This is a genomic window from Dietzia sp. CQ4, assembly GCF_014145125.1.
GTDB classification, from domain to species: Bacteria; Actinomycetota; Actinomycetes; order Mycobacteriales; family Mycobacteriaceae; genus Dietzia; species Dietzia natronolimnaea.
This window is the reverse complement of sequence record NZ_JAALDZ010000077.1, coordinates 1-21,747: the sequence shown is the minus strand read 5'-3', so window position 1 is coordinate 21,747 and position 21,747 is coordinate 1. Positions and strand designations below refer to the sequence as shown.

Genomic DNA, 21,747 nt, shown 5'->3' with positions numbered 1-21,747 from the left:
CTCAGGTTAGGCCCCGTCCGTCACGGTCGTCAACTCGTGGAAACTGGATCCCACATAGTGGACCGTGAGACAGTGGAGGGCACCATGAGCGCCGCATTCAGAGCACCCCACCCGGAGTCCACGCCCACCGACCGCGCACTCTTCCGGGTCAACCCCATGTCCTACGCCGTCATCGCCATCGTCGTCCTGGCGATCCTCTGGCCCGTCACCGCCTATCCCGTTGCTCTGGGATGGCTCGTGCTGCTCCCGATCGGATTCGGCTGGTGGGTCGCACGGACCCACACCAGGATCGACGAGGACGGGGTCCACCTGTCGACGTGGCGGGCGAGCAGGTCCGTTCCCTGGGAGGAGGTCAAGGGGGTGCTGTTCCCCAAGAGCGGCTTCGCCCGCCTCGTCACCACCACCGATGACTCACTCCCGATGGGCGGGGTCTCGTTCCACGATCTCCCCCGGCTCTCCGTCGCCAGCCGGGGGCGCATCCGCGACCCCTACGGCGCCGCCCCGACGGACGGCGCCTCCCGGACGGACGGCGCCCCGCGAACCGACAGCACCTCCTGAGCGCCGGTCGAGAGAGCGACCGCCCGCCGGAACACGGTCGGCGACGGCCTGGCGGCGCAGCCCCATGCGCTCGTAGGCGAGGGTGACCGCCACCCCCGCGAGCAGTCCGGCCACCGCCCAGCCGCCGAGGACCCACACCGCGTGCCCCAGGCCCGCGTCCCAGCTCGAGTCGAAGAACATGATCGACCGCAGTCCGAGGTAGGCCTGGTGCATCGGCTGGAGGTTGCCGATCGCGACGAACACCTGCGGCAGCATCTGCGTCGGGGTGGCTCCGCCCGACGTCGGTATCCCCAGCACCACGAACACGACCAGGTTGACCAACAGTCCGGCGTTCCCGATCGCCGCGATGATCGTGTGTGCACACACCCCCACCGCCACGATCACGAGGTTCGAGAACCAGAACATGTGCCACGGGTCGTACCCGGTGACCCCGATGATGTGCGCGACGAGAAGGCACAGCCCGGACACGAGCGGGGCCGTCACCAGCGTCACCACCCACTTGCGGGCCAGCGTCTGGAGCCGGCCGAACGGGGCCACGTGGACGTGCAGTGCCAGCGGGCCTATCTCCAGGGGGATGAACCCGAGCCGGGCGTCGAGCAGGGCGGAGATGATCATCGCCCCGGTGAAGCCCGCGAGGACCACGATCAACGCGTAGAACATCGGCAGCGAGGCATTCGACACCCCCTCCGGCAGCGGGTTCCACGCGGTCACGTCGATCCCGACCGGGTCCTCGAGCGCGAGGTTCGCGGCGGCGCCGATCGTCCTGCCCTCCGCCTCGGCGAGCAGCTGTGAGTCGGAGAGCAGCCTGGGGCCCATCCGGTCGCGGAACGACTCCTGCATTGCCCCCGCCATGGTGTTCATAACCTGGCTCGACACGATGGACACGCGCGGCGAGTACTCGACGGTGATCCGGGCGGGCGCGGGAGGCTCCGCGGCGTCCCCCGCTTCGGTGGCCGCCGCCTCGACCAGGCCGACCACCCGCTCGCTCAGGTCGGCGGGGATCCGGATCGCCCCGAAATACGATCCGTCACGCAGCCCCTCCTCCGCCGTCTCGGGGTCCACCACGTGCAGACGGATCTTCTCCCAGTCGTTGTTCTGGAGTAGACCGGCGGTGATCTGCGATCCCACGTCGAGGTCCCGCACGCCGATCGGTGTGTCCAACGACGCGCCGCGGTCGGAGTCCACCACCGCCACGGGGATGTGTCTGGCGTGGGCCTGGGGGTCCGCGGTGCCTCCCAGATACATGAAGGACAGCAGGAAGAACAGCCCGCAGACCAGAACCACCGCGCCTGCCGAGTGTGAGACGAATTCGCGGAAGCCGCCGGTGTGGCCGGAGTCGGTCATGGTGATCCTCATTCGTGTGGAACGCCGGTCGACCATACGGCCGACCGGGACGAAGTTACTCCTGCCAGCGCGGGTATCGTGTACTCGTCCCCCGAACCGGATCGAGGTCCCATGCCCGCCCTGAGGTCCCGTACCAGCACCGCCGGACGCAACGCGGCGGGGGCTCGCGCCCTCTGGCGCGCCACCGGCATGACGGACGCCGACTTCGGCAAACCGATCATCGCGGTCGCCAACTCGTACACGCAGTTCGTCCCGGGGCACGTCCACCTGAAGAACGTCGGGGAGATCGTCGCCGAGCAGATCACCGCGGCGGGCGGCGTCGCGCGCGAGTTCCACACCATCGCTGTGGACGACGGCATCGCCATGGGTCACGCGGGGATGCTGTACTCACTGCCCAGCCGCGAGATCATCGCCGACTCCGTCGAGTACATGGTCAACGCACACACGGCCGACGCACTGGTGTGCATCTCCAACTGCGACAAGATCACGCCGGGCATGCTCAACGCGGCGATGCGGCTCGACATCCCGACCGTGTTCGTCTCCGGCGGCCCCATGGAGTCCGGCTTCTCGGTGGTCGTCGACGGTGTGGTCAAGGCCGGCTCCGACCTCGTCACCGCGATCTCCGCCTCGGCCAACTCGGCGATCGACCAGGAGGACCTCGACGCCATCGAACGCTCAGCCTGCCCCACCTGTGGATCCTGCTCGGGCATGTTCACCGCCAACTCCATGAACTGCCTCACCGAGGCCCTGGGTTTGTCCCTCCCGGGCAATGGCTCCACCCTGGCCACCCACAGCGCGCGACGCGAACTCTTCGCCGAGGCCGGCCGGGTCATCGTGGACCTCTGTCACCGCTACTACCGGGACGACGACGAGTCGGTCTTGCCGCGATCGGTCGCCAGCAAGGAGGCCTTTGCCAACGCCATGACACTCGATGTGGCCATGGGTGGTTCCACCAACACCGTGCTGCACATCCTCGCCGCCGCGCAGGAGGGTGAGGTCGACTTCGATCTGCACGACATCGAGCAGATCTCCCGTCGGGTGCCGTGCCTGGCTAAGGTCGCACCTAACTCGGACTACTACATGGAGCACGTCCACCGGGCCGGTGGCATCCCGGCGATCCTCGGCGAACTGTTCCGCGGCGGCCTGCTGGAGACGGACGTCCACTCGGTGCACTCCCCCTCGCTCGAGCAGTACATCGCGGACTGGGACATCCGCAGCGGCACCGCCACCGAGCAGGCGATCGACCTGTTCCACGCCGCCCCGGGCGGGGTCCGCACCATCGAGCCGTTCTCCACGGACAACCGCTGGGAATCACTCGACACGGACGCCGTGGAGGGGTGCATCCACTCCGTCGAGCACCCGGCCACGGCCGAGGGTGGGCTGGCCGTGCTCCGCGGCAACATCGCGCCGGACGGGTCTGTCTTCAAGACCGCCGGCGTGTCCGAGGAAAACTTTCACTTCACCGGTCCCGCGCGGGTCGTGGAGTCGCAGGAGCAGGCGGTGTCGGTGATCCTGAACAAGACACTGCAGCCCGGCGAGGTGCTGGTGGTGCTCTACGAGGGCCCGGCCGGCGGTCCCGGCATGCAGGAGATGCTCCACCCCACCGCGTTCATCAAGGGTGCCGGCCTGGGCGCCAGGTGCGCCCTGATCACGGACGGTCGCTTCTCCGGTGGCTCGTCGGGTCTGTCCATCGGGCACATCGCCCCTGAGGCCGCCGCCGGCGGCCCGATCGGACTGATACAGGACGGTGACGTGGTGACGATCGATGTGGCCACACGGTCCATCTCTGTGGAAGTCGACGACGACGAGCTGGACCGTCGCCGGGCGGCCAAGGGACCTGCGCCGTGGCGTCCGGGCAACCGCGACCGGAAGGTCTCCGCCGCGCTGCGGGCGTACGCCTCCATGGCGTCGTCCGCGGACAAGGGTGCCGTGCGAATCCTGCCCGACTGACCTCGACGGCCCGCCACCCGGGCGATCAGCCCGCGGTGACCGCGGGGCTGTCGGTGGTGGACATCAACGGATTGGTGCCGTTGAGCAGGTACCAGATCACTCCTGCCGCGATGACGGCCAGCAGCAGCCAGATCACTCCGCTGAACCGGGGGCGGTGCGACCACCGCCACTTGCGGTCGACAGACCAGCGCCCGGCTCCCGCGAAGAGAAGCGCGAGCAGGGCGGCGACGTACAGGACCGACGTCTCCAGACCACGGGTCGTCTCGCCGAGGAGCGGCATGGGGTCGTCGCCGGTCAGCCGGACCGCGAGTCCCAACCCGACCAGTCCGAGCAACCCGGCCGCCGCGACCGGCGTCGCCAGGCCCACGACGAGCAGGATCCCCGCCACCAGCTCGACGGCGCCGCCGGCGATCGCGAGGAGCCGCGCCTGCTCGAAGCCCGACTCGGTGAGAGTCTGCGTGAATCCGTCCAGTCCCGGGCCTCCGAACAGACCGAACAGCTTCTGCAGACCACGCATCGCCAGGAGGACGCCCACGGCGAGACGGAGGAGGAACAATCCGAAGTCGGTGGTGCCACGCCGAGAGATCTCGTCCCGGGGGGCGGGGTCGATCGTCGTGGGCTGGTCGCCGAACGGCAACGGCGTCGACGTGTCGTATCCCCCGGACTCCGAGAACTGCGAGTAGTCCGTCCGGCCCGCCGCGGGAAATGCCGTGGTCGCCGAGTCCGTGGTCCCCGTGCCGGAACCGGTCCCCGTCGAGTTGGGGACGTCGAGCGGGTAGTCGACATCGTGGATGATCTCGGTTCGGGCGTCGTCTCCGGGCTTTGAGGAAGTCACCATGCGACCATAGGCCGCTTCCCCGGCACCCGCACCCAGGACACGGCGCACCGTAGTCTTGTCGTCATGAGATCGCTCTCGCTGCTGGTGGTCGTGGCCGTCGCGATGGCCGGGTGCGCGAGGTTCGACGATCGTCTCGAGGCACCCTTCACCCCTGCCCCCGGTCCGGGGATGGGCGCAGCCCCGCCGTCCAGCCCGCCCGGCCCACCCCCGCCCACCTCGTCTCCACGATCGGGCGAGCAGGACGCGCCCCCGGAGACAGGCCCGTGCGTGGACCCGGACCCCGCCGTCATCGCGACGTGCCTCGATCCGGCCGTCGCTGTGGCCGGTCTCGGAGAACGAGCGCTGGTCGCCGAGTCGACGGGAGGCGTCAAGATCGTCTCGGTGGACGGTCCACCCGAGGACTTCGGTCGGGTCGACCCGCGCGCAGGGCGGGTGGCGGCGATAGCGCCCTCCCCCGACTTCGCCCAGGACCGGCTGGTCTACCTCCTCGTCGTCGGCGACGGCCCCTCGAGAGTCGAACGACTCGCCCGCGGGGACGCACCTAGAACGGTCGCCGAGCTCGCCCCCGCGGAGAGCGGGGGGCTCGCGTTCGTCGACGGCGTCCTGACGGTGGGCGTGGGCGCGGAGCTGGTGAGATTCCCCGGGTTCAGGGGGATCGGCACGGCGGACGACCCGGTAGTCGTCGCCCGCGACCTAGGCCGGATCAGCGGGTTGTGCACTCACGGAACCGACCTCTACCTCTCTAGCGTCACCGACCGCGGCGCGGTGATCCGGAGCGCCGATCGCATCATCTGGACCTGGCCCGACCAGCGTTCGGCGGGAGGATGCGCCGCGGCCGAGGACTCACTCGCACTCGCGCTGCCGGACGGCGAACGCGCCGACACCCTCCCCCTCGCGGGTGGGGCGGCGCGTGGCCAGCCCGAGGCACTGGCCGAGGGACGCTACGGACGCATCACCGGTCTGGCGGCGGTCGGTGAGGGGGTCCTGCTCGGAGGGACCACCAACAAGCGAGGCGGCTCTCCGGTCCCCACCGACGACCGCGCCGTCATCCTGCCCCAGACCGGTGGTGGCGGCGGGGACGCCCGGACCTGAGCCTGGGCCGAGACCGGAGATCCGAGATCCGAGGCACCGGGGCCCGCAGGTGGCTCGGCGGCGGTGATGACGCCTAGCCGCAGGCGGCGATCACCAGCTCCTTGACCCTCGCCGGGTCCGCCTGGCCACGCGTGGCCTTCATCACCGCGCCCACGATCGCCCCGGCGGCCTGGACCTTTCCGGAGCGGATCTTCTCGGCGATGTCGGGCTGGGCCGCGAGGGCGTCGTCGACCGCCTTCTGCAGGGCCGAGTCGTCACGGACCACCTCGAGGCCCTTCTCGGCCACGATCCGGTCCGGCTCACCCTCGCCGTCGAGGACCGCGTCCACGACCTGACGGGCGAGCTTGTTGGTGAGCGTGCCCTCCGTCACCAGTTCGATGACCCGCGCCACCTGGGCGGGGGTGATCTCCAGCTCCGGCAGGCCCACGCCGCGCTTGTTGGCCTGCTGCGACAGATAGGCCACCCACCACGAGCGGGCCTCGGTGGGGGGCGCGCCGGCGTCGACGGTGGCGAGGATCAGGTCCAGGGCTCCCGCATTGACCAGGTCGCGCATCTCCTCGTCCGAGACACCCCAGTCGGCCTGCACCCGATCGCGGCGCAACCACGGCAGCTCGGGCAACTCGGCGCGGATCTTCTCGATGAGCTCGTCCAGCGGCTCGACCGGTGCGAGGTCGGGCTCGGGGAAGTATCGGTAGTCCTCGGCAGACTCCTTGGGCCTGCCCGCCGTGGTGGTCCCGTCGGACTCGTGGAAGTGCCGAGTCTCCAACACGACCTCCCCACCGGAGGTCAGGACGTCCGCCTGGCGGCACATCTCGTGACGTACGGCGATCTCGACGCTGCGCAGGGAGTTGACGTTCTTGGTCTCCGTCCGGGTGCCGAACTCGGTGGCGCCCTTGGGCATCAGCGAGACGTTGGCGTCGCACCGCATCGACCCCTGGTCCATGCGGACGTCGGAGACGTCGAGGCTCCGGAGCAGGTCGCGCAGGGCGGAGACGTACGCGCGGGCGATCTCGGGGGCGCGCTCCCCCGCTCCGACGATCGGCTTGGAGACGATCTCGATCAGCGGAACGCCGGCGCGGTTGAAGTCGAGCAGAGAATGCGTGGCCCCGTGGATCCGGCCGGTGGCCGAGCCGACGTGGGTGGACTTGCCGGTGTCCTCCTCCATGTGCGCGCGCTCGACCTCCACGCGCCAGGTGGTGCCGTCCTCGAGCTGGACGTCGAGGAAACCGTCATGGGCGATCGGCTCGTCGTACTGCGAGATCTGATAATTCTTCGGCTGGTCCGGGTAGAAGTAGTTCTTCCGCGCGAACCGGCTGTACGGCGCGATCGAACACCCGAGGGCCAGCCCGATCTTGATCGCCCATTCGACGGCCTGCCCGTTGACCACGGGCAACGCCCCCGGTAGACCGATGCACACCGGACACACCTGGGTGTTGGGGTCCGCCCCGAACGCGGTCGGGCACCCGCAGAACATCTTGGTGGCGGTGTGCAGCTCGACGTGCACCTCCATGCCCATGACGGGATCGAAACGTGACACGACCTCGGTGAACTCCATGCGGAACAATCTAGCCGAAGAGGCAGGCGGCCTCGCGGTAGCGGTCCTCCGGAACGGTCTTGAGCACGGCGACGGCCTCGGTGACCGGCACCATCTCGATGCACTCCCCGCGCAGGGCCACCACCTGACCGAAGTCCCCGCGGTGCACCGCATGCGCGGCGTGGACTCCGAAACGGGTGGCCAGGACACGGTCGTATGCCGTGGGGGTTCCCCCGCGCTGGATGTGCCCCAGCACCGTGGTGCGGACGTCGCGGTTCATCCGTGAGGCGATCGCCGACGCCATCTGGTCCGCGACACCGGTGAACACCTCGTGACCGAACTGGTCGGTCCCGCCCTGCCGCAACGTCATCCCCGAGCCCTCGACAGGTGTGGCGCCCTCTGCCACCACGCAGATGCCGTACGCCTCTCCCATCTGGAAGCGGCGCTTCATCACCTTGCACACGTAGTCGATGTCGAACGGCACCTCGGGGATGACGATCATGTGCGCCCCGGACGCGAGCCCGGCGTGGAGGGCGATCCACCCGGCGTGCCGACCCATCACCTCCACGAGCATGACCCGCTCGTGGGACTCCGCCGTGGTGTGCAGGCGGTCGATCGCGTCGGAGGCGATCGAGACCGCGGTGTCGAAGCCGAAGGTGTAGTCGGTTCCCGCCACGTCGTTGTCGATGGTCTTGGGGACGCCCACCACCGGCACGCCGTTCTCCGTGAGCCACCGGGCCGCCTTTAGCGTCCCGTCGCCACCGATCGCCACCAGCGCGTCGAGGGAATGACGCTGCAGGGTCCGCCGGATCTCCGGCAGGCTGCCGGTGAGGATGTCCGGGTTGAGTCGGCCCGTTCCGAGGATCGTGCCACCGCGCAGCAGGATGCGGTCGATCCCCTCGTCGTCGAACAACGGGACCGCACGGTCGTGGACCAACCCGGACCACCCGTCCTGGAAGCCCAGGACCGGTGAGTCGTACTCGGAATGGGCGGTCCGCACCAACGCGCGGATGACCGCGTTGAGTCCGGGGCAGTCTCCGCCTGCGGTCAGCACGCCTATACGCACGTCGGACTCCTCTCGTTTCTCCCGCAGTCTAGGGCCGGGGCCTGGTCACCGCGCCGGGCTCCAGTGACTGTTCACCGGTACGAAACGCCATCGTGGCCAGACCCCCGAGCAGGACCACCACGGCGGGAAGGTACATGGCGTCCGCCACCGCCTGCCCCACGTCGCCGTGGACGACCAGCCGTGCTTGCATCAACGCACCAATCGCCGCGGAACCCAGGACGGCGCCCACCTGGCGGGTGGTGTTGTAGACCCCCGAGCCTGCTCCCGCCGAGGCGAGCTCGAGTCGCCGCATCGCGGTCGACGACGTGGGCGCCCAGACACACCCGTTGGCCACCCCCATCAGCGCGATGGGCCCGAGCAGCACGGGGATCGAGGTCTGCGAGTCCATGACCAGAGCCAGCCAGAACAGGGAGATCGCGTAGGAGAAGTACCCGATCCCCGTGAACAACCGCGGGTCGATCCTGTCCGCCCACCGCCCGACGACCGGTGCGAGGACGCCCGCGATCAGCGCCATCGGCAACAGCATCAGACCGGCGCGCGTGGGACTGAGGTCCTTGACGCCCTGCAGGTAGAACATCAGCGGGACCATGGTGCCGGCGGTGACGAAGCCGATGGTGGAGACACCGAAGGTGCCGATCGAGAAGTTGCGGTCCCGGAACAGGCGTAGAGGTACCAACGGCTCCGTGCGCACGCGCGACTGCCACCACACGAATGCCGCCAGGCCCGCCGTTCCCGCGACGATGAGCGCGAGAGTGGTCCCTCCCCAGCCGTGGGACTCGCCCTGCTGGATTCCGAACACCAGGAGGAACATGCCCAGGGCCGACAACACGATGCCCGGGATGTCGTAGGAGTGCGAGCGGGTCTCGAGCCTCGGGACCCACCGCCACACCAGGACCACGGCCAGGACGCCGAAGGGGATGTTGACGAAGAAGATCGCGCGCCAGTCGAACGCGTCGATGAGAACCCCACCCAACACGGGTCCGACGACCGAGGCGATCCCCGCGACCGCCCCCCACGCCCCCATGGCCGCGCCGCGACGCTGAGGGGCGAAGACCCTGGTGATCACGCTGAGCGACTGAGGGGTGAGCAGCGCGGCACCGAGTCCCTGGAACACCCGCGCGACGATGAGCGTCTCGATACTGCCCGCGAGTCCACACCACAGCGAGGCACCCGTGAACAGGACCAGTCCCGCGATCGAGACCGCGCGGGGTCCGATCTGGTCGCCCAGACGGCCGGTGAACAGCAGCGGTACGACGTAGGCCAGCAGGTAGGCGCTGGTCACCCAGATCACCTGGTTGGTCGACGCGCCGAGTTGCGTGACGAAGGCGTCGGTGGCGACCGCGACGATCGTCTGATCCACCAGGATCATGAAGAACCCGATGACGAGCGCCGCCAGGGCCTTCCATGCGTCCCTCTCGGGGACCGTGGTCACGCGATCGGGCCTCTCGCCGCCTCGAAGGCGGCACCCACCCGGTACAGGCGGTCGTCGGCCAGTGCCGGGGCCATGATCTGCAGGCCCGCCGGGAGCCCGTCGACGAGACCGGACGGCACGGACATGCCGCAGTGCCCGGCGAGGTTGAGCGGGAGAGTGCAGAGGTCGAACTGGTACATGGCCACCGGGTCCTCGACCTTGGCGCCCAGCGGGAACGCGGTCGTCGGGGTGGTGGGCGACACCAGGACGTCCACCTTCTCGTACGCGGCGTCGAAGTCGCGCGCGATGAGCGTGCGCACCTTCTGTGCCTGACCGTAGAACGCGTCGTAGTAGCCGGCCGAGAGGGCGTACGTGCCGAGCATGATGCGTCGCTTGACCTCGGGACCGAACCCGGCGTCGCGGCTCGCCGCCATGACCTGATCTGCGGACCCGTCGCCGACCCGCAGGCCGTACCGCATGGCGTCGAACCGGGCCAGGTTGCTGGACACCTCGGACGGGAGGATCAGGTAGTAGGCGGGCAGTGCATAACGGAAGTTCGGGCACGAGACCTCGACCACCTCCGCACCCAGCTCCCGCAGGGTGTCCACCGAGGCGCGGAACGACGCCTCGACCCCCGACTGGTACCCCTCACCGGCGAATTCGGTGACGACGCCCACGCGCACACCGGACAGATCTCCCCTCGCGCCCTCGCGCGCCGCTCGGACCACGTCCGGGATCGCCACGTCGAGGCTGGTGGAATCGCGCGGGTCGTGCCCGGCGATCACCTGGTGCAAAAGCGCGGTGTCCTCGACCGTGCGACCACACGGTCCGCCCTGGTCGAGCGACGAGGCACAGGCCACGAGGCCGTACCGGGACACGGTGCCGTAGGTCGGCTTGACGCCCACCGTGGCGGTGAGGGCGGCCGGCTGGCGGATGGACCCGCCGGTGTCGGTGCCGATGGCGATCGGGGCCTGGTGGGACGCCAGGGCAGCAGCGGAGCCACCCCCGGACCCGCCCGGGGTGCGGCTGGGATCCCACGGGTTGCGGGTCGGGCCGTACGCCGAGTTCTCGGTCGAGGACCCCATGGCGAACTCGTCCATGTTCGTCTTGCCCAGGATCGGGATGCCCGCCTCCCGCAGCCTCGCGGTCACCGTGGCGTCGTACGGGGAGCGATAGCCCTCGAGCATCCTCGACCCGCACGTGGTGGGTGCGTCGATGGTGGTGAACACGTCCTTGAGGGCGATCGGAACCCCTGCCAGCGGGCCGAGTTCCTCGCCGGCGGACAGACGGGCGTCTACGGTGCGCGCGGCCTCGAGCGCCTCGTCGGCTCCCACGTGCAGGAAGGCGTTGATCTCCCCGTCGACCTCCGAGATCCGGTCGAGGTGTGCCCGGGTGACCTCCTCAGAGGACACCTCCCGTGCGGCGATCCGTCCGGCCAGTTCCGCGGCGGTGGCGGTGGTGAGCGAACTCATGCCTCCTCCCCCAGGATCTGCGGGACCTCGAAGCGCTGCTGGTCCGCGGCCGGCGCCTGGTCGAGCGCCTGCTCCGGCGTCAGACCCGGGGTGACCACGTCGTCGCGGTACACGTTGGAGATCGCGGTGGGATGGCTCATCGCCGGGACGTCGTCCGCTGCGACCTCGGACACGGCCTGCACGTGGTCGAGGATGTCGGTGAGCTGTCTCGCGAACGAATCCAGCTCGGAGTCGCTCAGTTCCAGGCGGGAGAGCCTGGCCAGATGCGCGACGTCCCCGCGTGAGATCGAGGTCACGTGTGTAGTCCCTTCGGCGTGGCGTGTCGGTACCGGCCCAGCCTAGTCAGGCCATCGGAGTGCGGCACAATGGGCGCCATGTCATATCTGCTCCGCGTCCTGCTCCCCGATAGACCGGGCAGCCTCGGCTCCCTCGCGGTCGCCCTGGGAACCGCCGGCGCGGACATCATCAGCCTCGACGTGGTGGACCGGTTCGACGGGGTGGCCGTGGACGACATCGTGGTGAACGTCCCCAACGGGACCTTCCCCGACACGCTGATCACCGCCGCCGAGCAACTCGACGGGGTCATGGTGGATTCACTGCGGCCGTTCGGCGGGATCCTCGACGCGCACCGCGAACTCGAGCTCATCGACGCGGTGGCGGGCGCGGGTGCGGGTGCGGACCAGATGCTCGCCGACGAGTTGCCCGCGGCGCTGCGCCTCGGCTGGGCGCTCGTCGTGGAGGAGGCCTCCGACGACTGCCGACTGATCGCACGCGGCGCCGCCGCACCGTTGTGGGACGGGGGCCGCGTCGAGGCGGTACGCCACCTCGAGCGGGCGTCCGCACTCGAGGGCGATCTGCCGGCCGAGTGGACGTCGATGGACACCGCGGTCGCCGCGGCACCGCTCTCCTCCGGGCACGTCCTCGTGGTCGGCCGGCCGGGCGGGCCGTCGTTCCGGCCGTCCGAGATCGCCCGGCTGGGGTATCTCACCGGGATCCTGCGGTCTCTCAACCCCGGCTGACCCGACGCGCCCCGGCTGACCCGGCTCACGTCGGTCCTCCGACATACGCGGCCCCTGTGCCCGCGTCCCGAAGGGTTGCGCGGACGGTTGGGTCCCGACACGCAGCGCACCCGGGCAGGCGATCAGTCGGCGGCGCCCCCGGGATCGGCGGGCTCGGGGTCGGCCCCGTCTTCGTCCTCCCGCGCCGGGCCGTTCTCCAACAGCTCCACGAAGCCGGCCTCGTCGAGGATGGTCAGCCCCAGCTCCTCAGCCTTGGCCGCCTTCGACCCCGGGTTGTCCCCCACAACCACGTAGTCGGTCTTCTTGGACACCGATCCCGAGGCCTTGCCACCGCGAGCGATGATCGCCTCCTTGATCCCGTCGCGGGTGAACCCCTCCAGGGATCCGGTCGCCACGATGGTCAGGCCCTCGAGGGTGCGCGGGATCGACGCGTCCCGTTCATCGGCCATCGAGACGCCCGAGGCCGCCCACCGGTCGACGATCTCGCGATGCCAGTCCACATCGAACCACTCCACCACCGAGGCCGCGATGGTCGCGCCGACGCCGTCCGTCTCCGCCAGCTCCACCTCCGAGGCGGCGCGGATGTCCTCCATGGTGCCGAACCGGGTGGCCAACGCGCGTGCGGCGGTCGGCCCGACGTGGCGGATCGACAACGCGACGAGCACCCGCCACAGTGGCCGGTCCCTCGCCGTCTCGAGATTCGCCAGCAGCTTGCGGCCGTTCTCGGTGAGCACGGTTCGCTCCGGCTCGGCGCCCTCCTCGACCTGCTTGCGTGTCGCCTTGTCCAGTCGGGTGTAGAGGGAGGTGCGGAGGAGGTCCGCCTCGGTGAGGTCGAACAGACCGGCCTCGTTGTCCAGCACCCCGCTGGCGAGGAGATCGGAGGCTCCCTCGTAGCCGAGCGCCTCGATGTCGAGTGCGTTCCGCGAGGACAGGTAGAACAGTCGCTCTCGGAGCTGTGCGGGACAGGACCGCTGGTTCGGACAACGCCAGTCCGCGTCCCCCTCCTTCGCCGGCGCCAGGACGGTCTCACACTCGGGGCAGCGCTCGGGGAAGACGAACTCGCGCTCGGTCCCGTCCCGGCGCTCCACCACCGGGCCGAGGACCTCCGGGATGACGTCCCCGGCCTTGCGGATCACCACGGTGTCACCGATCAGAACACCCTTGCGCTTGACCTCGGTCTGGTTGTGCAGGGTCGCGAGCGAGACCGTGGAGCCGGCGACGAGCACCGGCTCCATGTGGGCGAACGGTGTGACCCGCCCGGTACGACCCACGGAGACACGGATGTCGAGCAACTCGGTCATGACCTCCTCGGGCGGGTACTTGTAGGCGATCGCCCACCGCGGTGCCCGCGACGTCTGACCGAGTCGACGCTGGACGGCCCGGTCGTCGATCTTCACCACGAGGCCGTCGATCTCGTGCTCGGGGTCGTCCCGGTGTTCGCCCCAGTACCGCATCCGCTCGAGTACCTCGTCGACCCCGGTCGCCGGGGCGGTGTGGGGAGAGACGGGCAGGCCCCAGTCCGCAAGCGCGAGATAGACGTCGTGGAGGCTGTCGAAGGTCGCTCCCTCGACCACGCCGAGGCCGTGACAGTACATCCCGAGGCGGCGCTGGGCGGTGATCGCCGGGTTCTTCTGCCGCAGTGACCCGGCCGCGCTGTTGCGGGGATTGGCGAACGGTGGCTTGCCGTCGGCGACGAGCCGCGCGTTGAGGTCGGCGAAGTCCTCGAGCCGGAAGAACACCTCCCCCCTGACCTCGAGCAACGCGGGAACGGGGCGGTCCTTCGTCGGGGTGAGCGTGACCGGGATGTCGTCGATCGTCCGGGCGTTGAGCGTGACGTCCTCGCCCGTTCGACCGTCCCCGCGGGTGGCCGCGCTGACCAACCTCCCCTCGCGGTAGACCAGGTCGAGCGCCACCCCGTCGATCTTGACCTCGCACAGGAACCGAAGGTCCTCCGCGGGGATGTGAGCCTGTTCGACCGCCGAGGCCACCCACGCGCGCAGCTCCTCCTCGGAGAACACGTTATCCAGGCTCGTCATCCGCTGAAGGTGTTCGACCGGCGCGAAATCGGTGGAGAAGCCACCCCCGACGAGCTGTGTCGGGGAGTCCGCCGTACGCAGCTCGGGGTGGAGTTCCTCCAGCGCCTCCAGGTCGTGGAACAGCCTGTCGAACTCGGCGTCGGAGACGATGGGGGCGTCCTTGACGTAATAGCGGAACTGGTGATCCCGCACCGTCTCCGCGAGGTCGGTCCACGCCTGCCGTACCTCCGGGGGGATGTCCCCGGTGCCGACGGGCTCGTTGCTTCGACTCGCTTGGCTCACGAGGACAGGGTAATGCGACACATGCCCGGCGTGTCGGGGCGCTGGCCTACGGTGACCGCATGAACCCAGAGAACATCACCCCTGTCTCCCTCGACCGGAACCGGCTGCTGGCATTCGACCTCGAGACCACCGGACCCGATCCCCGGACCGCGCATGTCGTCACCTCGGCCCTCGTCGCGATCGACGGGCCCCGAAAGGTGGAACTCAACTGGATGGCCGATCCGGGTATAGACATTCCGGAGGGCGCCACGGCTGTGCACGGCATCACCACCGCCCAGGCCAGGCAGCACGGAAGGCCGCATGCGGAGGTGGTGGCCGAGACCATCGCCGGGGTCCGGACGGGGTGGCGGGAGGGGCGGACCCTGGTGGTGTTCAACGCCGCGTACGACCTCACCATCCTCAGGAGATGGGACCCCTCGTTCGAGGTGCTCGGCCCGGTCATCGACCCCTACGTCGTCGACCGGGCGACCGACCCGTACCGCAAGGGCAAGCGCACCCTCGAGGCCCTGTGCGCCCACCACGGCGTGCGGTTGGACGGCGCCCACGAGGCCGCGGCCGATGCGCTCGCGGCGGCCCGCCTGGCGTGGAAGCTACTCGGCTCGATCCCCGAACTGGCCGGAGCGGACTGGCGCGCGGTCAACGCGCAGCAGGCGCAGTGGCACGAGACGCGGCAACGCGATTTCGCGGCCTATCTCGAGCAGTCGGGCAAGGACGCCTCGGACGTCAACACACAGTGGCCGATCGCCGACACCTAGATCGGATCGGTCACTCGGCCAGCCGCGGGGCGGCCTCGGCCACCCGACGTACCGACGCCAGTGCCTCCACCGGGGTGAGGCGGCCCGAGGTCATGTCGTCCACGGTCGGGGTGAGGACCAGCCGCCCCAACCCGGCGTATCGGGGCGCGCTGAGGCGCTCGAGCAACGCGAGGATCGCGGACACATCGCGTTCCACCTCCGGGCCGGAGCGGGGCGGGCGCGGCGACCCCGGCAGTCCCTCCAGCTGGAGGATCCGCCCTCCGCCGAGGACCGTGCCGGCGGCGTCAAGCGCGGGATGGGAGGTACCCGAGTGGAGAAGTTCCGCCGGAACGCAGAGCCCGTCGAGGGGCGCCTCACCGTCCGGGGTCTCCGCGACCGCGGACCACCTCGCGGGCGCCTCGGGTCCGGTGCCGGCGGGGACGCGGACCACCACCTCGGCCACCCCGTTGCGGCGCAGGACGTCGGCGAAACGGCACAGTGACAGCGACAGCCGGTCCTCCGGCACTGCCGCGATCGGGTCGAAACGGCTGGGTCCGGCCACCGTGCCGGCCGCGACGTGCCAGAGCATCGGCTCGTCGAGAAGGACCCTCGCACCGACGCCCAGTCGTCCCGCCAGCCGGGTGACGCGGGCGGCCACGCCCTCGGCCAGAGCCTCCGCGACATCCCTGCGGGCCCCGCGATCGGTCAGGACCGGCAACCCGGCGGGCAACTCGAGCTGCGCGGCGAGTGACCAGGGGCCCAGAGCCCGCACCACGAGACGCCGGTCCGTCGCGGCCCGGTCGACCTCGGGATCCCGGACCGACTCGTCCGCCTCCTCCAGGGCATCGAGATCACGGTCGAGGAGGTCGGCGGCAGTACGGGCGTGGCGGCCCGGCGAGCCCGCGAGACGCCAGCCCCGGGTGGAGACGTCGACCGGGAGGTCCGCGAGCATGGCGAGGGTCCTGCCCACCTGATCCGCTCCGAGGCCCCGGTCCGACAGTTCGGGCAGGAACGGCATCCCGTGGCATTCACCCAGCACGATCCGCGCGGCCTCCCGAGGGTCGACACCCCGCATCGGTCCGGGGCCGGTGTGACCCGGTTCGACGGCGGTCACGGGGTGCCCGCGACCGGGACGGACGCGGTGATCGTGCCACTTCCCAGGACGCGGTCGCCTCCGGGCTCGGGCCGGTAGAGCACGGCCGCCTGGCCGGGTGCGACGCCGCGCACGGGCTCGTCGAGGGAGATCTCCAACCGGGCGTCCGGCCCGTCCCCCACCCGTCTCACGTGCCCTGGTGTCGCCTCACCGTGGGCGCGGATCTGCACCAGACACTCGGTCTCGCGGAGGGCGTCGTCCACCAGCCAGTAGGGCGAGGTCGCGGTCATCCCCCGCGACAGCAGGTGATCCGATCCCCCGACGGTCACGGTGCCGGTGCCGGCGTCGATGGACGTGACGTACCTGGGGCGACCGTCGGCCGCCGGACCCGGCAGGCCCAGTCCCTTGCGCTGGCCGACCGTGAACCCGTACACGCCCTCGTGCCGACCGAGTTCGTCACCGGTGTCGGCGTCGACCACCGCCCCGGGACGCAGACCGATCCGCGCGCCGAGGAACGCACGGGTGTCCCCGGAGGGGATGAAGCAGATGTCGTGGCTGTCCGGTTTGGTCGCGACGGGCAGGCCGGACGCCTCGGCCTCGGCACGGACCTCGGACTTGTGGGAGTCCCCCAGCGGGAACATCGAGTGCGCGAGCTGCTGCGGGGTGAGCACGCCGAGGACATAGGACTGGTCCTTGTCGGGATCGACCGCCCGGCGGAGGACTGGACGTCGGTGCCCGGCGCCGGTCTCCTCGAAGGACAGCCGGGCGTAGTGACCGGTGGCCACCGCGTCGAACCCGAGTGCCATCCCCCGGTCGAGGAGGGCCTCGAACTTGATCCGCTCGTTGCAGCGCAGACACGGATTGGGGGTCTCACCGCGGGAGTAGGACTCGACGAAGTCGTCGATCACCTCCGCCCTGAACCGTTCGGCGAAGTCCCAGACGTAGAACGGGATGCCCAACAGATCGGCCACCCGGCGGGCGTCACCGGCGTCCTCGCGCGAACAGCAGCCACGGGAGCCCGTCCGCAGGGTCGCCGGGTCCGCGCTGAGGGCCAGGTGCACCCCCACCACCTCGTGCCCGGCGGCCACGGCGCGAGCGGCGGCCACCGCGGAGTCGACTCCCCCGCTCATCGCGGCGAGGACCCTCACGACGCCGTCACCCCGGACCCGATCAACCCGAGGCCGGCGACCCGGGCCCTCTCGGCGGCGGGGGCGAGTGCGGCGATCGCGGCGTCCACGTCGTCCTCCGTCGTGGTGTGGCCCAGGCTCAGTCTCAGACTGCTCCTCGCAGCCGCCTCTCCGGCGCCCAGTGCCAGCAGCACGTGGCTGGGCTCGGCCACCCCCGCGGTGCACGCGGACCCGGTCGAGCACTCGATGCCGGCGGCGTCGAGCAGCAGGATGAGCGACTCCCCGGAGCACCCCGGGAAGGTGAGGTTGGCGATCCCCGGCAACCGCTCGCCACCGCCGTTGGCGATGGCGTCGGGAACCCGGGCGAGGACCCCCGCGACCAACCGGTCCCTTAGGCGTCCCAGGCGGACCGCCTCGGCGTCCATGTCCCGGATCGCCTCGTCGAGGGCCGCGGCCATCGCGACGACCCCGGGGACGTCGACCGAACCCGACCTGAGATCGCGCTCCTGCCCACCGCCGAAACCGACCGGGAGACACTCCGCGCCGCGGTCGATGATCAACGCGCCGACGCCCAGCGGCCCGCCGAACTTGTGCGCGGACAGGCTCAACGACGTGACCCCGAGCGCGCCGAAGTCCACCGGGACGTGTCCGACGGCCTGGACGGCGTCGGTGTGGACCGCCGCACCGACGCTCCTGGCGGCAGCGGCCACCCCGGCGACATCGGTCAGCGTGCCGATCTCGTTGTTGCCCAACATGGCGGCGACGAGGGCCAACCGTGGCCCCGCCTCGTCGGCCAGGCTCCGGACCGTGTCGGGAGCGACCGCCCCACGCCGGTCCACGGGCAGGACGCGGACGTCCGCGCCTCCCCCGCGCGCGGTGGCCAGGTGAGCCGCCGAGTCGAGGACCGAATGGTGCTCGGTCGCCCCCACGGCCACGACGTCACCGCCCGAGGCGGCCGCCTGGCCCAGCACCGCGAGGTTGTCGGACTCGGTCCCGCCCGAGGTGAACACGACCTCGGAGGGCCTGCACCCGAGATGCGCGGCGAGTGACTCGCGGGCCTCCTCCACCCGGCGACGGGCGCGGCGGCCGGCTCCGTGGAGGGACGAGGCGTTACCGACGGTGGCGGCCGCCTCGGCGTAGGCGGCCAGGGCCGACGGGCGCATCGGGGTGGTCGCGGCGTGGTCGAGATAGTGCGCGGTGCGGATCGTGAGCATGACGTCGGCAAGAATACGCCCGAACGCGCCGGACCCCGGCACCGCAGGGGTGCCGGGGTCCGGTCGGTACTGCCGGGCGCTGTCGCGCCGAACTCACTTACGGGCGTTGATGGCCTCGGTGAGCTGCGGGGCGACGTTGAACAGATCGCCGACGACGCCGTAGTCCGCGATCTCGAAGATCGGGGCCTCCTCGTCCTTGTTCACGGCGACGATCGTCTTGGACGTCTGCATCCCGGCGCGGTGCTGGATGGCGCCCGAGATCCCCAGGGCGATGTACAGCTGCGGCGACACGGTCTTGCCGGTCTGACCCACCTGGAACTGACCCGGGTAGTACCCCGAGTCGACGGCGGCGCGCGAGGCACCGACCGCACCCTTGAGCGAGTCGGCCAACGGCTCGACGACCTCTTCGAACTTCTCCGCCGAACCCACGCCACGACCACCGGCGACGACGACGGTCGCCTCGGTGAGCTCGGGACGGTCGCCACCGACGATCGGGTTGCGGGAGATGACCCTGGCGGCGTTCTCGGGCTCGGGGACGTCGACCTCGACGACCTCACCGGCCCCGGCGGACGGCGACGCCTCGACGGCGCCCGGGCGCAGGGTGTAGATGGGCGTGTCGCCGGCGACGGTCGCCTCGACGGTGAACGCGCCACCGAAGATCGAGTGGACCGCGGACCCGTCGGACTTGATCTCGACGACGTCACACAGGGTGCCGGAACCGGTACGGGCCGCGAGGCGACCCGCCACCTCCTTGCCCTCGAACGTGGCGGCCAGGACGATCGCCGCCGCGCCCTGCTCGGCGAGCCCGGCGAGGACGTCGACCTTGGGCGTGACGAGGTAGTTCTGGACCGCGTCGCCCTCGGCCACGTAGATCTTCTCCGCGCCGGCCTCCTTGAGGGCGTCGGTGAGCGCTGCGGCGGTGCCGGTCTCACCGAACACGACGGCGGACGGCTCACCGAGCGCGCGTGCGGCGGTCAGCAGTTCGAGGGTGACCTTCTTGAGTTCGCCGTCGACGTGCTCGACCGCGACGAGGACTTCAGCCATGGTGGATTCTCCTTGAAAAGACTGGTGGGAGTCGGTCGGGGTGAGCGCGATCAGATGAGCTTCTGCGCGACGAGGTACTTGGCGACCTCGTTGCCGCCCTCGCCCTCGTCGGTGAACTTCTCACCGGCGCTGCGCGGCGGCTTGGGGACCGACGACGTGACGGTGGTCGCCGCGTTGTCCTTGCCCACCTGGCCGGCCTCGACGTTGGTGTCGGCCAGCGTCAGGACCTCGACCGGCTTCTTCTTGGCGGCCATGATGCCCTTGAAGGAGGGGAACCGCGGCTCGTTGATCTTCTCTCCGACCGACACGACGCAGGGCAGCGACGCCTCGATCTCGAAGATGCCCTCGTCGGTCTCCCGCTCACCCTTGATGGTCCCGCCGGAGACCTCGAGGGTGCGCATGTGGGTGACCTGCGGCAGGCCCAGGTACTCGGCGATGATGGCCGGGACGCTGCCCATGCGGCCGTCGGTGGCCTCGTTGCCACAGATGACCAGCTCGGTGCCCTCGATGGTGCCCAGCACGTTGGCGATGGCCCACGCGGTCTGGACGACGTCCGAGCCGTGGAGCGCCTCGTCGTTGAGGTGGACGGCCTTGTCGGCGCCCATCGACAGGGCCTTGCGGATCGCCTCGGTGGCGCGGTCGGGACCGGCGGTCAGGACGGTCACCTCGCCCCCCTCGGCCTCCTTGATCTGGAGAGCCTGCTCAACGGCCTTCTCATTGATCTCATCGAGGACCGCGTCCGCGGCCTCGCGGTCCAGGGTGAAGTCCCCATCGGAGAGCTTGCGCTCCGAGTAGGTGTCCGGAACCTGCTTGATCAGTACGACGATGTTCGTCATGGGCCTGCGTCGACCTCCTGCGAGTCGGGGCTGGGTGCGATCCGAACTGGCCGGGCGCACCGGATTGTGGTCCTGGGGACAACAATAACGTCACCCGGGCCCACCCTGCAGGAGCGGGGCCGTCAGTTGATGCGCTTGTCCCACCCCGACCACGCGGCGTCACGGAGTTCGTTCTTGCGGACCTTGCCGGTCGAGGTGCGCGGCAGGGCCTCGGTGAGCTCCACCGCACCGGGCACCTTGTACCGGGCGATCCTGGTCCGGCAATGATCGATCACACCGTCCTCGTCGAGGTCGGAACCGGGTTTCACCACGACGTACGCCTTCGGACGCTCACCCCACTTCTCGTCGGGCATCGAGACCACGGCGCAGTCCACCACGTCGGGGTGCGCCGCGATCGCCTGTTCGACCTCGATCGTGGAGATGTTCTCGCCGCCGGAGACCACCACGTCCTTGGCGCGGTCGAGCAGCTGCACGTACCCGTCCGGGTGCATCACGCCGAGGTCGCCCGAGTGGAACCAACCCCCGGCGAACGCGGTCGCCGTGGCCTCGGGGTCGGCGAAGTACCCCTTCATCACGCCGTTGCCCGTCATGACGACCTCGCCCATCGTCACGCCGTCGGCCGGGACGTCGACGAGGTGCTTCTCGCCGGGGCTGGTCCGCTCGACCACCCGGACCGTGTCGGCGTGGATCATGGCCACGCCCTGACGGGACTTGAGACCCGCACGCTCGTCCGGGTCCAGGTCCGCCCAGTCGGGCTGGGGCGTACACACCGTGAACGGCCCGTAGGTCTCGGTGAGCCCGTACACCTGCGTCACGTCGATGCCCAGGTCCTCGAAGCGTCGCAGGATCGTGGGCGAGGGCGGGGCGCCGGCGGTGACCATGCGGATCCCCGTCACCGGCCGGGCCGCCGGGTCGTCGGCGATCGTGCTCAACACCGCCGGGGCGCCGGCGAGGCGGTTGATCCCCTCGTCGTCGAACAGTCTCCAGATCTCATCGCCCCGGACGGCGCGCAGACACACGTGGGTGCCCATCGCGCCGGTCAGGGCCCACGTCGTGCACCACCCGTTGCAGTGGAACATCGGGAGCGTCCACAGGTA

At 70.4% G+C, this 21,747-nt stretch carries 18 protein-coding genes and 1 pseudogene; 5 read left to right on the top strand and 14 right to left on the bottom strand.

Annotated elements, in window-relative coordinates; translation table 11 throughout:
- Positions 1 to 84: 84 nt before the first annotated feature.
- A pseudogene (locus tag G6031_RS18830) lies at positions 85 to 426 on the top strand (PH domain-containing protein); the annotation flags it as partial.
- Here the strand turns inward: G6031_RS18830 and G6031_RS05375 are convergent.
- Positions 412 to 1,902, bottom strand: coding sequence for a DUF3533 domain-containing protein (locus tag G6031_RS05375; protein WP_182652693.1), 1,491 nt, complete (start codon positions 1,900 to 1,902; stop codon positions 412 to 414). The pseudogene G6031_RS18830 and the gene G6031_RS05375 overlap by 15 nt on opposite strands.
- 111 nt (positions 1,903 to 2,013) lie before the next feature.
- On the opposite strand from G6031_RS05375, the gene ilvD reads away from it, so the two are divergent.
- Positions 2,014 to 3,852 carry a dihydroxy-acid dehydratase gene (ilvD, locus tag G6031_RS05370; RefSeq protein ID WP_182652692.1) on the top strand — a complete coding sequence of 613 codons (1,839 nt, stop codon included), beginning with the start codon at positions 2,014 to 2,016 and terminating at the stop codon, positions 3,850 to 3,852.
- A 25-nt stretch (positions 3,853 to 3,877) separates the two neighbouring features.
- Here the strand turns inward: ilvD and G6031_RS05365 are convergent, their stop codons facing one another.
- Positions 3,878 to 4,690, bottom strand: a complete 813-nt coding sequence (locus tag G6031_RS05365) for a DoxX family protein (protein WP_182652691.1) — start codon at positions 4,688 to 4,690, stop codon at positions 3,878 to 3,880.
- A 63-nt stretch (positions 4,691 to 4,753) separates the two neighbouring features.
- Between G6031_RS05365 and G6031_RS05360 the strand changes: the two genes are divergently transcribed.
- Positions 4,754 to 5,782, top strand: a complete 1,029-nt coding sequence (locus tag G6031_RS05360; RefSeq protein ID WP_182652690.1) for an oxidoreductase — start codon at positions 4,754 to 4,756, stop codon at positions 5,780 to 5,782.
- 73 nt (positions 5,783 to 5,855) lie between these two features.
- Here G6031_RS05360 and gatB read toward each other — a convergent pair whose 3' ends face one another.
- Genes gatB through gatC form a run of 5 tightly spaced genes read right to left on the bottom strand, consistent with a single transcriptional unit; the run spans position 5,856 to position 11,561 of the window.
- On the bottom strand, positions 5,856 to 7,337 hold the full coding sequence (gene gatB, locus G6031_RS05355; RefSeq protein WP_182652689.1) for an Asp-tRNA(Asn)/Glu-tRNA(Gln) amidotransferase subunit GatB: 1,482 nt from the start codon (positions 7,335 to 7,337) through the stop codon (positions 5,856 to 5,858).
- 10 nt (positions 7,338 to 7,347) lie between these two features.
- Complete coding sequence (locus G6031_RS05350) at positions 7,348 to 8,382, bottom strand: ATP-dependent 6-phosphofructokinase (RefSeq protein ID WP_182652688.1); 1,035 nt, start codon at positions 8,380 to 8,382, stop codon at positions 7,348 to 7,350.
- Positions 8,383 to 8,410: 28 nt separating this feature from the next.
- Positions 8,411 to 9,814: a DHA2 family efflux MFS transporter permease subunit gene (locus G6031_RS05345; protein WP_182652687.1), complete on the bottom strand. Its 1,404-nt coding sequence runs from the start codon at positions 9,812 to 9,814 to the stop codon at positions 8,411 to 8,413.
- The gene (gatA, locus tag G6031_RS05340; RefSeq protein WP_182652686.1) at positions 9,811 to 11,265 is read right to left on the bottom strand and encodes an Asp-tRNA(Asn)/Glu-tRNA(Gln) amidotransferase subunit GatA; all 1,455 of its coding nucleotides are present in this window, start codon (positions 11,263 to 11,265) and stop codon (positions 9,811 to 9,813) included. Before gatA ends, G6031_RS05345 begins: the two co-directional genes overlap by 4 nt.
- Positions 11,262 to 11,561: an Asp-tRNA(Asn)/Glu-tRNA(Gln) amidotransferase subunit GatC gene (gatC, locus tag G6031_RS05335; RefSeq protein ID WP_179525530.1), complete on the bottom strand. Its 300-nt coding sequence runs from the start codon at positions 11,559 to 11,561 to the stop codon at positions 11,262 to 11,264. The genes gatA and gatC overlap by 4 nt, the downstream gene beginning before the upstream one ends.
- A gap of 78 nt (positions 11,562 to 11,639) precedes the next feature.
- On the opposite strand from gatC, the gene G6031_RS05330 reads away from it, so the two are divergent.
- Complete coding sequence (locus G6031_RS05330) at positions 11,640 to 12,284, top strand: amino acid-binding protein (RefSeq protein ID WP_182652685.1); 645 nt, start codon at positions 11,640 to 11,642, stop codon at positions 12,282 to 12,284.
- 122 nt (positions 12,285 to 12,406) lie between these two features.
- Here the strand turns inward: G6031_RS05330 and ligA are convergent, their stop codons facing one another.
- Positions 12,407 to 14,602: an NAD-dependent DNA ligase LigA gene (gene ligA / locus G6031_RS05325; protein WP_182652684.1), complete on the bottom strand. Its 2,196-nt coding sequence runs from the start codon at positions 14,600 to 14,602 to the stop codon at positions 12,407 to 12,409.
- A 59-nt stretch (positions 14,603 to 14,661) separates the two neighbouring features.
- Between ligA and G6031_RS05320 the strand changes: the two genes are divergently transcribed.
- Positions 14,662 to 15,357 (top strand): exonuclease domain-containing protein, encoded by a 696-nt coding sequence (locus G6031_RS05320; RefSeq protein ID WP_182611333.1) that lies wholly within the window; start codon positions 14,662 to 14,664, stop codon positions 15,355 to 15,357.
- A gap of 10 nt (positions 15,358 to 15,367) precedes the next feature.
- Here the strand turns inward: G6031_RS05320 and G6031_RS05315 are convergent, their stop codons facing one another.
- The 6 genes from G6031_RS05315 to G6031_RS05290 all read right to left on the bottom strand — a co-directional run.
- Entirely contained in the window at positions 15,368 to 16,450 is a 1,083-nt protein-coding gene (locus G6031_RS05315) for a cobalamin-independent methionine synthase (protein ID WP_182652683.1), read from the bottom strand.
- Positions 16,447 to 17,577 (bottom strand): tRNA 2-thiouridine(34) synthase MnmA, encoded by a 1,131-nt coding sequence (mnmA, locus tag G6031_RS05310; RefSeq protein WP_182652682.1) that lies wholly within the window; start codon positions 17,575 to 17,577, stop codon positions 16,447 to 16,449. Before mnmA ends, G6031_RS05315 begins: the two co-directional genes overlap by 4 nt.
- Positions 17,574 to 18,770 carry a cysteine desulfurase family protein gene (locus G6031_RS05305; protein WP_182652681.1) on the bottom strand — a complete coding sequence of 399 codons (1,197 nt, stop codon included), beginning with the start codon at positions 18,768 to 18,770 and terminating at the stop codon, positions 17,574 to 17,576. Before G6031_RS05305 ends, mnmA begins: the two co-directional genes overlap by 4 nt.
- Positions 18,771 to 18,863: 93 nt before the next feature.
- On the bottom strand, positions 18,864 to 19,814 hold the full coding sequence (locus G6031_RS05300; protein WP_179525537.1) for an electron transfer flavoprotein subunit alpha/FixB family protein: 951 nt from the start codon (positions 19,812 to 19,814) through the stop codon (positions 18,864 to 18,866).
- A gap of 50 nt (positions 19,815 to 19,864) precedes the next feature.
- On the bottom strand, positions 19,865 to 20,650 hold the full coding sequence (locus tag G6031_RS05295) for an electron transfer flavoprotein subunit beta/FixA family protein (RefSeq protein WP_179525538.1): 786 nt from the start codon (positions 20,648 to 20,650) through the stop codon (positions 19,865 to 19,867).
- 122 nt (positions 20,651 to 20,772) lie between these two features.
- A partial coding sequence (locus G6031_RS05290; protein ID WP_182652680.1) for an AMP-binding protein occupies positions 20,773 to 21,747 on the bottom strand: 975 nt, incomplete at its 5' end.

Excerpts from the sequence above, each read along its gene's own strand:
- G6031_RS05305 (WP_182652681.1), bottom strand. The coding sequence starts at position 18,770 with ATGCTCACGATCCGCACCGCGCACTATCTCGACCACGCCGCGACCACC.
- G6031_RS05375 (WP_182652693.1), bottom strand. The coding sequence starts at position 1,902 with ATGACCGACTCCGGCCACACCGGCGGCTTCCGCGAATTCGTCTCACAC.
- G6031_RS05330 (WP_182652685.1), top strand. The coding sequence starts at position 11,640 with ATGTCATATCTGCTCCGCGTCCTGCTCCCCGATAGACCGGGCAGCCTC.
- G6031_RS05295 (WP_179525538.1), bottom strand. The coding sequence starts at position 20,650 with ATGACGAACATCGTCGTACTGATCAAGCAGGTTCCGGACACCTACTCG.
- G6031_RS05360 (WP_182652690.1), top strand. The coding sequence starts at position 4,754 with ATGAGATCGCTCTCGCTGCTGGTGGTCGTGGCCGTCGCGATGGCCGGG.
- ilvD (WP_182652692.1), top strand. The coding sequence starts at position 2,014 with ATGCCCGCCCTGAGGTCCCGTACCAGCACCGCCGGACGCAACGCGGCG.
- gatA (WP_182652686.1), bottom strand. The coding sequence starts at position 11,265 with ATGAGTTCGCTCACCACCGCCACCGCCGCGGAACTGGCCGGACGGATC.
- G6031_RS05300 (WP_179525537.1), bottom strand. The coding sequence starts at position 19,814 with ATGGCTGAAGTCCTCGTCGCGGTCGAGCACGTCGACGGCGAACTCAAG.
- gatB (WP_182652689.1), bottom strand. The coding sequence starts at position 7,337 with ATGGAGTTCACCGAGGTCGTGTCACGTTTCGATCCCGTCATGGGCATG.
- G6031_RS05365 (WP_182652691.1), bottom strand. The coding sequence starts at position 4,690 with ATGGTGACTTCCTCAAAGCCCGGAGACGACGCCCGAACCGAGATCATC.
- G6031_RS05320 (WP_182611333.1), top strand. The coding sequence starts at position 14,662 with ATGAACCCAGAGAACATCACCCCTGTCTCCCTCGACCGGAACCGGCTG.